Below are 10,734 nucleotides of genomic sequence, written 5' to 3' on the forward strand. Positions count from 1 at the left end.
GCGTGCAGGAAGTCGCGGATTTGGTGGGTGAAGGTGTGTTCCCAGCCGATCACATGGCCTTGGGGCCACCAGGCGTCCATGTAGGGGTGGTCGGGTTCGTTGACGAGGATGCGGCGGAAGCCCTGTTCGCGGACCGGAACGGTGGCGTCCAGGAAGCCGAGCTCGTTCAGGGCCTCGAGGTCGAACAGGATGGTGCCTTTGTCGCCGTAGATTTCGAGTGTGAGGCTGTTCTTCCGCCCGGTGGCGACGCGGGAGGCTTCCACGGAGGCGATGGCTCCGGAGGCCAGGGTCAGGGTGGCCCAGGCGGCGTCGTCGACCGTGACCTCTTCCAGCCCGCTTGCCGGACCATCGGGGCCGGGGCGGGTGGTGACGAAGGTGTGGAGGCGGCCGGACACCTCGGTGACGGTGTCGCCGAGGAGGTAGAGGACCTGGTCGATGGCGTGGGAAGCGATGTCGCCCAGGGCCCCGGACCCGGCGGTGTCCTTGCGCAGGCGCCAGGTCATCGGGGATTGGGCGTCGGAGAGCCAGTCCTGCAGGTAGGCGGCGCGGATGTGCCGGACGGTGCCGAGCCGGCCCTCGTCGATGAGTTCGCGGGCGAGGGCCAGGGCCGGGACCCGGCGGTAGTTGAAGCCGATCATGGACTGCACCCCGCGGGCCCGGGCAGCAACAGCGGCGGCAACCATCGCTTCGGCTTCGGCCAGGGTGTTCGCCAGCGGCTTCTCCACGAGCACGTGCTTGCCCGCGGCGAGGGCGGCGACCGCGATCTCGGCGTGCATCCACCCCGGGGCGCAGATATCGATGATGTCGATGTCGTCCCGGCCGATCACCGAACGCCAGTCCGTGGCCGACTCGGCCCACCCGTACCTCGCTGCGGCCTCTGCCACCAGTTCCGCGTCCCGGCCCACGAGCACCTTCCGCTCAAAGGCCGGGACCCCGAAGAAAGCGCCCACGTTCCGCCACGCATTCGAATGCGCCTTCCCCATGAAGGCATAACCAATCACAGCCACCCCCAACGGGCGCTGCTGCGAACCGAGGCTCTGGTCAGTGTGGGCGGGAGTGGTCATGTTTCGATTCCTCAGGCTTCTTAGAGGGTGGCGGTTTGCGGCGCCCAGTCCTCGGGGACGGCGGCCGAAACGGGTGCGTTGCTGGTGACGTCCACGAATGATCCCGACTCCACGGACTCGGAGATCGAGACCATGGTGTCCAGCACGTGGTAGGCGAGATCGCCGGTGGCGCGGTGCGGCACGCCGGCGCGGATGGCACGGGCCATGTCCAGGGCTCCCATGCCGCGGCCGTTGGCCGGACCGGTGGCGGGGATGATCTCGGGTTCTTCCGCGCCGGGACGCCAGAGCTTGAGGTCGCCGTCGAAGTAGTTCGGGTCCGGCAAGGACAGGGTGGCCTCGGACCCGGTGATCTCCACAAAACCCATGCGCAGGCGCGGGGACTCGAAGCTGAAAACGCTGTGGGAGGACTGCCCGCCTTCGAACTGTGCCATCGCGGAGACGTGCGTGGGGACCTCGACGGCGAATTCCTCCCCTGCCTTGGGACCGGAACCGATGATGCGGGTCGCTTTCGCGGAGGAGCCGACGGCGGCCACCTTGCGGACCGAACCGAAGGTCTGGACCAGGGCCGTGAGGTAGTACGGGCCCATGTCGAACAGGGGACCCGCGCCATGCTGGAACAGGAAGGCCGGGTTCGGGTGCCAGGATTCCGGGCCGGGGGTCTGGAACGTGGTCATGCCGGTCAGCGGGGTACCGATGTCGCCGCGTTCGATGATCCGGCGCGCGGTCTGCAGGCCCGCACCGAGGAAGGTGTCCGGTGCGGTGCCGAGGCGGATGCCCGCGGCGTCGGCGGCCTTGAGCAGGCCGAGCCCGGACTCACGGTCGAGCGAGAACGGCTTTTCCGTCCAGACGTGCTTGCCGGCATGGACTGCGGCTGTGGCCACCTCGACGTGCGCTGCGGGGATGGTCAGGTTCACGATGAGCTCGACGTCGGGATGGTTCAGCGCCAGCTCCGGCGTGCCAAACTCGGGAATTCCGTACTCCTTGGCCCGTGCCTCGGCGGCCTCAACGAACAGGTCCGCGATCACGTGGACCTTCAGATCCGGGAACGTAGTGAGGTTGTCCAGGTACTGCTTGCTGATGTTGCCCGCGCCGATGACTGCGACGCCAACGGGACCTTTCTTGGTGGAAGGTGCAAAGCTCATGCCTTGGCTCCTTCCGATGCGGCGCCTGCTGCGGCGGCGTTCAGGTAGTCCAGGCTTTCCGTGATGCCCTGGAAGATGTCACCGGAGTAGTCATCGAATTCCACCACTCCGACCTCGAGGGACGTGGCAGCGGCGATGACGTCCAGTACCGGGATGGTGCCCTGGCCGGCGGGCTGCTGGGCCTTGGTGTCGGTGGTGGCGGGGCCGTCCTTGATGTGGATGAACTTCACGCGGCCGCCCAGACGGGCCAGCAGTTCCACGGGGTCCTGGCCGCCCACCGCAGCCCAGTAGGTGTCTACCTCCAGGACGAGTTCGGGGTCCAGGAGGGTCTCGAAGTACTCCAACGCGGTGGTGCCCTCGATGGTGGACTCGAGCTCCCACGCGTGGTTGTGGTAGCCCACGCGGATGCCGTATTCGGCGCCCTTCCTGGCCGCTGCGTTGAGCTTCGCGGCAGTGGCCTGGATGTCTTCGGGGGACTGCCAGTGTTCGGCCGGGAGATAGGGATCGATCACCGTGGTGATGCCCAGTTCCTTTGCGGCCGCGAAGATCTCGTCCTGGTCGGCCGAAAGCAGCGGTGCGTGGCCGGAGGGCGCGGTCAGTCCGTTTTCCTTAAGGGCCGCGCCGAGTTCCGGGGCCAACGCCACGAAGTTGTACGGCTCCACCTGCGTGAAGCCGATCTCTGCGACCTTCCTGATGGTTCCAGGCAGATCCTCCTGGATGGCGTTGCGGAGGGTGTACAGCTGGAGTGAGTACGACATGGGATTCCTTACTGGGTGGTTTTTTCTTGACGTTACGCTTCTGGTGCGGTGCTGGGGAGGCCTAGCGGCCGGCCAGGGAGCCACCGATGCCACCGACGCTGAAGTACTTGTTGAGGGTGGCGAAAACGATGATCGGCGGGAGCATCATCACGACGGCCAGTGCCATGACGGAGGTCCAGTCGGTGGCGTTCTGCTGGAAGAAGGACTGGACGCCCATGGGCAGGGTGAAGATCTCGTTGGAGCGCAGGAACACGATCGCCACGAGGTAGTCGTTCCAGGCCAGGAGGAAGGCGAAGATCGCGGTGGAGAGTACGCCCGGCAGGGAGTTGCGGAGGACCACCTTGGTGAAGGAACCGAAGACCGAGCAGCCATCAATCCACGAGGCTTCCTCAAGGCTGATCGGGATCGAGTCGAAATAGGCGGCCATCATCCAGGTCGCAACCGTCATGGTGGAGCCGACGTAGATGATGGTGATGCCCAGGAGGTTGTCCACGAGTCCCATGCCCGCGAACAGGATGAACAGCGGGACCACGGACGTGATGATGGGCAGGGACTGCATCACGAACAGCAACAGCGAGTAGCCGGAAACGGCTTTGCTGCGGCCGCGGGAGAGCACGTACCCAGCGGGAGCCGCGACGGCAACGGAGACCACTACGGTTGCGAGGGTTGTGATGAGGCTGTTCTGCAGCCAGGTGCCGGCGAGGGTCTTGGAGAAGACGTTGCTGATGTTTTCGAATGTCAGGCCGGAAGTGGTGCTGTTGGGACCCGGCGTGAACGCCAGGAGGACGGTGACCATGATGGGCACCAGGACGATGGCAGTGATGACGAGGATCAGGACGAACCGCCACCACCGTCCGCGCATGCCTGCTTCAGAGAGAACCTTGCGGGTCTTGCCGGTTTCGGCGATGCCGAGGGCCGGGCCCGATTCCGGGTGGGCGTGGAGAACTGCGCTCATTATTCGACGCTCGACTTTCGGATCTGGCGGTAGAGGATGACGGATATGACCACGAGGGTCATGGTCATGAGGAAGGCGATGGCGACGCCGGGGCCGGTGGCGAAGTCCTGGAAGACGGTGCGGTAGGCCAGGACCACCAGGGAGGTGGTGGCGTTGACCGGTCCGCCTCCGGTGAGCAGGTAGATGGTGGGGAAGTCATTGACGCAGAAGATCGTCATGAGAATCCACGAAATATAGGTGGAGCGGGCGATCAGCGGCAGGGTGATCTGGGTGAACTGCTGCCAGCGGCTGGCTCCGTCCATGCTCGCGGCCTCGTACACAGTGTTGTCCACGGAGGCCAGTGCTGCGGAGGTCATCATCATCATGAACGGGAAGGACACCCAGACCTTGAACATCATCACGGTGACTGCGGCGAGCGTCGGATCGGCCAGGAACAGCGGGGTGCCGAGTCCGAGGTTGCGGAAGATCGAAGGAATCAAGCTGTCCGGGGTAGCCACGAGCCAGTTCCAGGCGGTGGACGAGACCACGATCGGGACCACCCACGGCAGGAGCAGCAGGACCTTGAAGGTGTTGCCGGCCGGGATCTTGGTGCGGAGCAGGAGCGCCAGGCCCAGTCCCACCAGCCAGGAACCGAAGACGCCCACAATGGTGAACCACAGGGTGAACTGTGCAGCTTTCCAGAATGCGGCCGAGGACAACACGGTGGCGAAGTTCTCGCCGCCCACGAAGTTCCCGGTCTGCAGGAGGTTGCCGTCGTGGGTGGCCTGGATGGCGGCCTCGATCAAGGGATAGCCGTGGATCAATACCAGGAGGATCACGGAGGGAAGCAGAAGCCAGAAGAAGGTCCTGGTGGCCTGGGCTGACAGTTTGCTCTTGCGCTTGCCGGGGGCGGTCCCCGACCCGCCGGGGGCAACTCCCCGGCGGGCCCGGGCCAGGCCGGACTCTGCTGTGGTGCTGGACATGTCCGGTTCCCGTCCCTACTTCTTCAGGACGGACTCGAGGCCGGACTGGAAGGTTTGCAGCGCGGTCTTGGCGTCGGCCTTTCCGGTGATAATCGACTGGCTGAACTGGTTCAGCGCCTGGCCGCCGTCGAGTGCTGCGAGGTTTGCATTCAGGGTGTTGCCCTGGGAAGCGAAGGTCTTGGCGATGGGCTGCCAGTCCTTGACGATCTTGACGTTGTTGGGATCGTCCGCGAATTCGGGAATCTCGGTGATGGATTTGAAGACGGGGAGGGCGGACATCAGTTTCTTCTGCCACAGCTGCTTGAGCTGGCCCAGGTAGTACACCAGGAAGTCCTCGGAAGCCTCCTGGGACGGGGTGTTGGTGTACATCATGATGTTGTTGGGGAAGACGATGGTCGCCTTGTCGCCGTGCGGTCCCTTGATTGGGTCGGCAACGAGCAGGTCTCCGGACGTGTCACCCACCCGCTGCGGGACGTTGACCTGGAAGAGGCCGAACCCGGCCTTGCCGTCCTTCCATTGCGCGGACATGTTGTCAGTGGTGTAGCTGACAGCCGCGGGGTCCACGATGCCGTTGGAAACGAGTTCCAGGACAAACTCCATGGCCTCGACGTTGCGGTCGTTGAGCAGGTCCAGTTCGCCGTCCTTGTTGAAGACACCGCCCCCGTTGTTCACCATCATCATGATCATCGAGTGGTTGGCGTAGTTGTTGCCCGTCCCGGCGCCAGTGGCGAAGCCGACAGCGCCGATCTTCTTCAGGGCCTTGCCGGCTTCAAGGAGCGAGGGCCAGTCCGTGGGCAGCGCCACGTTTGCCTTCTCGAAGAGGGACTTGCGGTACCAGAACACGCGCATGTCCAGCTGCCACGGAACGGCGACGTAGCCTTTGTCCGACTTGAAGGGGTCGAGGACGCCCGGGAGGAAGTCGTCGAACTGCCCGTTGGACTTGAGCTTCTCGATGACCTTGTCCGCGTACGCGATCTGGCCCTGCTGTTCGAACTGGAATGCCTGGAAACCGCCACCGGTGGACACCGCGGGACCGGTCTTGGACGCAATGGCTGACGAGAACGTCTGGTAGAAGTTTGCCCACTGGATGATCTGGTAGCTGGCCTTGCCACCCTTGGCGCCGGAAAAGCCTTCCGCAATGCCCTTGGCGGCGTCGTTGTAGGCAGGGGTTGCCCACGGCATGTCCCAGAACTTGATGCTGCCGCCCGCACCGCCTCCGCCCTGGGATGCGGAACCGCCACCGCACGCGGCCAGAAGCGGAACTGAAGCGGCAGCGGCCGTCAGGCCGAGGAAGCCACGGCGGGAGAAGGAACGGTTTTCTGCGGACTGAACATTCATGATGATTCCTTTCGGGACCGGCTGCAGGCTTTCCTGCGCGGATGTGCCGGTCCAGCTCAGCGTTGAGTAGGGCAAATGCTGTGAATGACTGGTACTGCTGTGGATGGGGTTGGGATGGCGAATCAGGAGAGGGCGGACAGGGATGCCGTCAGCGCCGCGAAGCGATGCAAGTCGGAAGGTGAGGTGCCGGCGTCGAGGTGTTCCTTGAGCCGGCGCCAGGTGGCGCGGTGGGCGGATTCGTACAGCGTCGGAAGGAGGAGTTCGCCCTGCGGGCCCGTGGCCTTGACCGTTGCCGGCCACGCTGCCAAGGGGTCAGGAAGCGTGACGTTGACGCCGCCGTCGTCGGTCAACATGCTGATGCTGACGCCGGCGGGACGCGCGCTGCTGAGGACCCCCTGCAGCGCCGCCGGCGCGCCGTTGGCGAGCCGCCCGGACACGGTGTAGCCGTGCGCTCCGCTTGCCACGACGCGAAGATTCTCAAGGTGCCCGGTCAAGCGCACGACGGCGGCAAGGTGGTCGGCCAGCAACTCACCGGAGCCGGTGCCCGCCGGAGCCGTGGCGACCGAGTCGAGGACGGCGGCGCGGCCGGCCATGGCCCGGACTGCGTCCTCGGCGCCCGGGACAGCGGGGTTCGAGGCCCAGCGCTGGTCGAGGACGACGGCGCTGCCGTTGGTTTCCGCTGCCTCCAGGAGGTCGCTGACGCTTTCCGGTGCGGGATTCACCACGACGATGCCGCGGGCACCGCCGTCGATCGCCCTGGCTGCTTCGGCAGTCCACCCGGGTTGTCCCGGGAGGACTGCGACGTCCGCTGCGGACCCGGCCTCTGCGGGGCCGAACGACGCCGGAAGGGAGGCGACAGCTAAGTCGACGGCTCCGGCGTCCCGGGCCTCCGGCGTCGCGTGGACGGTGTACTGCGGGCTCATGCGTGCGCTCCTTCGCGGACGGGCTGCCCGACTTTGTGATCGGCGTCGACGGCGGCCGCGGTGGCTTCGGCGATGTCCAAGGCGAAGGTGAGGTCGTCGATCAGGTTCTGGGGGGACGGCGGCTGCTTTGCCCACGCAGCGAGGGCGGCCAGTTCCCGCCACTCGCCCTCGTAGCCGTTGTGGTCGAAGGGTCCGTGCACGGTTGTTTCCCCGGCGCGGCTGAATGTGGCGGTGGCCGATCCCGCCTGCACGTAGGAGGGGGTGAAGTCGATGCGGACGGCGGCGTCGTCGGAGAAGGCTTCGAAGCTCCATTCCGGCTTCCACGTGTTGTTCATGGCGGCGCGCAATTCGATGGTCCGGGTCGGCGTGCGCAGCGAGATGATGTAGCCGAACGGGCGGACGATGCGGGCTTCGAGCACTTCCACCAGGGCGAAGTCCGGGGTGAAGCGGCGGACCAGCGGGAGGTCATGAATGGCCAGGCCCATGATGCCTCCGCGCAGCATGCCCTTGATGACCTCGGCGTCGGTGTAGTCGGGCGTGCCGGACGCCGGGCGGGTGATGATCTCCGTGGCGAAGTCCTCAAAGCGGGCATTGGGTGGGAGGACGATCGAGGAGCGGATAGTGTGTGCTGTCTCGGGGAGGTCGCCCCAGTTGGCTTCGGCGGCCAGCCAGCCGGGATCGAAGGTGTGCATGGCGCCGACGATGATCGGCACGCGGGTTTCCTGGCTGACAGCCGAGATTTCCGCGGCTTCTTCCGCGTTCCAGGCGAACGGCTTCTCGCACAGAACGGCCTTCTTGCCGGCCCGGCAGGCGGCGATGACTTGTTCTGCGTGGAATTGGTGCGGGCTGCAAATGGCGACGACGTCCACCTCAGGGTCGCCCAGGAGTGCTTCGATGCTGGTGCTGTGGGTGGCGCCGACCCGGGCGGCGACGGACTCGGCAACGGCGGCGTCGACGTCCATGATGTGGCGGACGGTCAGCAGGTTGCGGAGCCGGGCGAGTGGTGGCAGGTGGATTGCCTGGGTAACGGGGCCGGCGCCGAGGATGCCGACTCCGAGGGTTCGTTCTACAGCGTGGTTGGCGGTCATGCTCCACCTCCTTGTGTGCGAAATCTATGCGCTTTAATCGCTGAGCAGTACCAATCAAAGCGCGTAGATGTGACCTTGGCAACACCTTTCGCCAAAAAAGTGTCAAAAGTTTGAACTTCGCTGGCATTAATCGGAAGAGAGACGGCCGGGCAGGGGTGAGCCAGGTCGTTTTTCGGCGGGCAGGGCTGAGCAGCCGAAGCGGCTGGGGAGGCGGCCGCCTGGCCGGCGGGCGCCGTCGTCGGGCTGTTAGCGGACCTGGTTTCCCGGCTGTGCCTGGCAGCCGCAGCTTTCGCGGATCATCAGCTTGACCGGAAGCTGGCGGGTCACTGCTCCCTTGCCCGGCTTGGCCACCTGGTCGATCAGGATCGAGGCGCCGGCGCGGCCAAGTTCCACCAGCGGCTGGCGCACGGTGGTGAGGGATGGTCGGTTCACCAAGCCGGCCACCAGGCCGTCGAAACCGGTGACCGCGATCTGCCCGGGCACATCGATGCCGGCAGCGGCCAGGGCGTCCATGTAGGCGAGGGCTTCTTCGTCGGTGGAGCAGACGAGCGCCTGGGGAAGTTTTCCGGCAGCCACGAACTCCGCGACGGTGGAGGCGGCGAAATCCGCGAGGTGGCCGATGGGGGCGGTGTCCACCGTGCGAAGGGGAAGGCCCGCCGCGACCATGGCGCCGGCGTACCCGCTGAAGCGGTGTTCCTTGTCCGGGAACCCCTTGGGGCCCACGAAAGCGATGTCCCGCAGGCCGTGGACCTCAACCAGGTGTCCGGTCAGCTCGGCCATTCCGCCTTCGTTGTCCACCGAGACGCCGTGCAGGCCGGTGTTGTTGATCGGAATGGACAGTTCCACCACGGGGATGCGCCGGGAAATCCGCATCAGGACATCGTCCGGCACGGTATTGGGGAACACGGCCAGGCCATCCACCCGGCCCGCGATTCCGGCGAGGTCGGCTTCGCCGGCAGCGCCCTTGGCGTCACCGACCATCAGGACATAGCCGCGCCGCCAGCACTCCACCTGGACGCCCCGCTGAACCTCGTCATGGTAGAGCGGAAACATGCGGAAGTCTTCGTTGGCCTCGTCCCCGAAAGGCGTCTGTGAATCCGGCTGCAAACCACGCTCGCGGGCGTAATAGGCGAAGGAAAACAACCCGATGGCACCGGTCTTGCCGCTGGCCAGCCCCCGGGCGCTGGCACTGGGAAGGTAGCCGAGCGCCCGCGCTGCCTCTTCGACGGCCTCCCGCGTGGCTGGCCGGACCTTGTGGGGCTGGCTGAACGTAAAGGACACCGTGGCGATCGAGACGCCCGCCCGTGCGGCGACGTCATAGACCGTGGGGCGCTTGGCCACGCTTGTTCCTTTCCCCTGAAAACCCGTGTGGTCCAAGCATTCCACGAATACCGGCCGGGCTTATTAGGGACCGCATCCGGCGGCGCGAACGTACAGTTGAGGCCCCGGAATCCTGGAAAACAGGGCCTCAACTGTACGTTCGCGCAGAGGGTTACTGCTGGAAGGCGGCGTCGAAGCTGGTTTGCGGGGCGGGGTAGTCGTATTTTTTGAGGTTGGCGAGGGCTTCGGGGGCGCCGTGGAGGCGGTCCATGCCGGGGTCTTCCCATTCGATGCTGATGGGGCCGGTGTAGCCGATGGCGGTGAGGGCGCGGAAGGAGGCTTCCCAGGGGACGTCGCCGCGGCCGGCGGAGACGAAGTCCCAGCCGCGGCGGGGGTCGCCCCAGGGCAGGTGGGAGCCGAGGACGGTGTTGCGGCCGGTTTGGCGGAGCTTGGTGTCTTTGCAGTCGACGTGGTAGATGCGGTCTTTGAAGTCCCAGATGAAGGAGACGGGGTCGATGCCTTGCCACATCATGTGGGAGGGGTCCCAGTTCAGGCCGAAGGCTTCGCGGTGGCCGATGGCTTCGAGGGTGCGGACGGTGGTCCAGTAGTCGTAGGCGATTTCGGAGGGGTGGACTTCGTGGGCGAAGCGGATGCCGTTCTCGTCGAAGACGTCCAGGATGGGGTTCCAGCGGTCGGCGAAGTCCTGGTAGCCGGCGTCGATGGTTTTTTCGGGGACGGGCGGGAACATGGCGAGGTATTGCCAGATGGAGGAGCCGGTGAACCCGACGACGGTGTCCACGCCGAGGGCGCGGGCGAGGCGGGCGGTGTGTTTCATTTCTTCGGCGGCGCGCTGGCGGACGCCTTCGGGGTTCCCGTCGCCCCAGACGCGGGTGCCGACGATGGCTTGGTGGCGGAAGTCGATGGGGTCATCGCAGACGGCTTGGCCTTTGAGGTGGTTGGAGATGGCCCAGACTTTGAGGTTGTATTTGTCCAGGAGTTCGAGTTTGGAGTCGATGTAGCCGGGTTCGTCCCAGCGCCAGGCGTCCAGGTGGTTGCCGGAGACGGCGATTTCCAGGCCGTCGTAGCCCCAGCCTGAGGCCAGCTTGGCGACGTCTTCGAGGGGCAGGTCGGCCCACTGGCCGGTGAAGAGGGTGTAGGGGCGGGCCATGGTCAGGCTCCTTCGC

10 protein-coding genes are annotated in these 10,734 nt (G+C 65.8%); all 10 read right to left on the reverse strand.

Annotated elements, in window-relative coordinates; genetic code table 11:
* A partial coding sequence (locus BLP88_RS18370) for a Gfo/Idh/MocA family protein (protein ID WP_074591618.1) occupies positions 1-1,064 on the reverse strand: 1,064 nt, incomplete at its 3' end.
* A 20-nt stretch (positions 1,065-1,084) separates the two neighbouring features.
* Positions 1,085-2,206 (reverse strand): Gfo/Idh/MocA family protein, encoded by a 1,122-nt coding sequence (locus BLP88_RS18375; RefSeq protein ID WP_074591620.1) that lies wholly within the window; start codon positions 2,204-2,206, stop codon positions 1,085-1,087.
* Positions 2,203-2,964 carry a sugar phosphate isomerase/epimerase family protein gene (locus BLP88_RS18380; RefSeq protein WP_074591622.1) on the reverse strand — a complete coding sequence of 254 codons (762 nt, stop codon included), beginning with the start codon at positions 2,962-2,964 and terminating at the stop codon, positions 2,203-2,205. The genes BLP88_RS18375 and BLP88_RS18380 overlap by 4 nt, the downstream gene beginning before the upstream one ends.
* A 61-nt stretch (positions 2,965-3,025) precedes the next feature.
* On the reverse strand, positions 3,026-3,919 hold the full coding sequence (locus BLP88_RS18385; RefSeq protein WP_074591624.1) for a carbohydrate ABC transporter permease: 894 nt from the start codon (positions 3,917-3,919) through the stop codon (positions 3,026-3,028).
* A complete protein-coding gene (locus BLP88_RS18390; RefSeq protein ID WP_074591626.1) occupies positions 3,919-4,881 on the reverse strand; it encodes a carbohydrate ABC transporter permease in 963 nt (320 codons plus the stop codon). Before BLP88_RS18390 ends, BLP88_RS18385 begins: the two co-directional genes overlap by 1 nt.
* Positions 4,882-4,896: 15 nt before the next feature.
* Positions 4,897-6,219 (reverse strand): ABC transporter substrate-binding protein, encoded by a 1,323-nt coding sequence (locus tag BLP88_RS18395; RefSeq protein WP_074591628.1) that lies wholly within the window; start codon positions 6,217-6,219, stop codon positions 4,897-4,899.
* A 122-nt stretch (positions 6,220-6,341) separates the two neighbouring features.
* Positions 6,342-7,142, reverse strand: coding sequence for a hypothetical protein (locus BLP88_RS18400; RefSeq protein WP_074591630.1), 801 nt, complete (start codon positions 7,140-7,142; stop codon positions 6,342-6,344).
* Positions 7,139-8,230 (reverse strand): Gfo/Idh/MocA family protein, encoded by a 1,092-nt coding sequence (locus tag BLP88_RS18405; RefSeq protein WP_074591632.1) that lies wholly within the window; start codon positions 8,228-8,230, stop codon positions 7,139-7,141. The genes BLP88_RS18400 and BLP88_RS18405 overlap by 4 nt, the downstream gene beginning before the upstream one ends.
* A gap of 246 nt (positions 8,231-8,476) precedes the next feature.
* Entirely contained in the window at positions 8,477-9,571 is a 1,095-nt protein-coding gene (locus tag BLP88_RS18410; RefSeq protein WP_074591634.1) for a LacI family DNA-binding transcriptional regulator, read from the reverse strand.
* 151 nt (positions 9,572-9,722) lie between these two features.
* Positions 9,723-10,718: a sugar phosphate isomerase/epimerase family protein gene (locus BLP88_RS18415; RefSeq protein ID WP_074591636.1), complete on the reverse strand. Its 996-nt coding sequence runs from the start codon at positions 10,716-10,718 to the stop codon at positions 9,723-9,725.
* Positions 10,719-10,734 lie beyond the last annotated feature (16 nt).

Origin of the sequence: Arthrobacter cupressi (genome assembly GCF_900099975.1) — a bacterium.
In the GTDB taxonomy this organism is placed as follows: Bacteria; Actinomycetota; Actinomycetes; order Actinomycetales; family Micrococcaceae; genus Arthrobacter; species Arthrobacter cupressi.

What these genes read in the sequence shown, in the direction of transcription:
- BLP88_RS18375 (WP_074591620.1), bottom strand. Translation starts at nt 2,206, where the DNA reads ATGAGCTTTGCACCTTCCACCAAGAAAGGTCCCGTTGGCGTCGCAGTC.
- BLP88_RS18380 (WP_074591622.1), bottom strand. Translation starts at nt 2,964, where the DNA reads ATGTCGTACTCACTCCAGCTGTACACCCTCCGCAACGCCATCCAGGAG.
- BLP88_RS18385 (WP_074591624.1), bottom strand. Translation starts at nt 3,919, where the DNA reads ATGAGCGCAGTTCTCCACGCCCACCCGGAATCGGGCCCGGCCCTCGGC.
- BLP88_RS18390 (WP_074591626.1), bottom strand. Translation starts at nt 4,881, where the DNA reads ATGTCCAGCACCACAGCAGAGTCCGGCCTGGCCCGGGCCCGCCGGGGA.
- BLP88_RS18395 (WP_074591628.1), bottom strand. Translation starts at nt 6,219, where the DNA reads ATGAATGTTCAGTCCGCAGAAAACCGTTCCTTCTCCCGCCGTGGCTTC.
- BLP88_RS18400 (WP_074591630.1), bottom strand. Translation starts at nt 7,142, where the DNA reads ATGAGCCCGCAGTACACCGTCCACGCGACGCCGGAGGCCCGGGACGCC.
- BLP88_RS18405 (WP_074591632.1), bottom strand. Translation starts at nt 8,230, where the DNA reads ATGACCGCCAACCACGCTGTAGAACGAACCCTCGGAGTCGGCATCCTC.
- BLP88_RS18415 (WP_074591636.1), bottom strand. Translation starts at nt 10,718, where the DNA reads ATGGCCCGCCCCTACACCCTCTTCACCGGCCAGTGGGCCGACCTGCCC.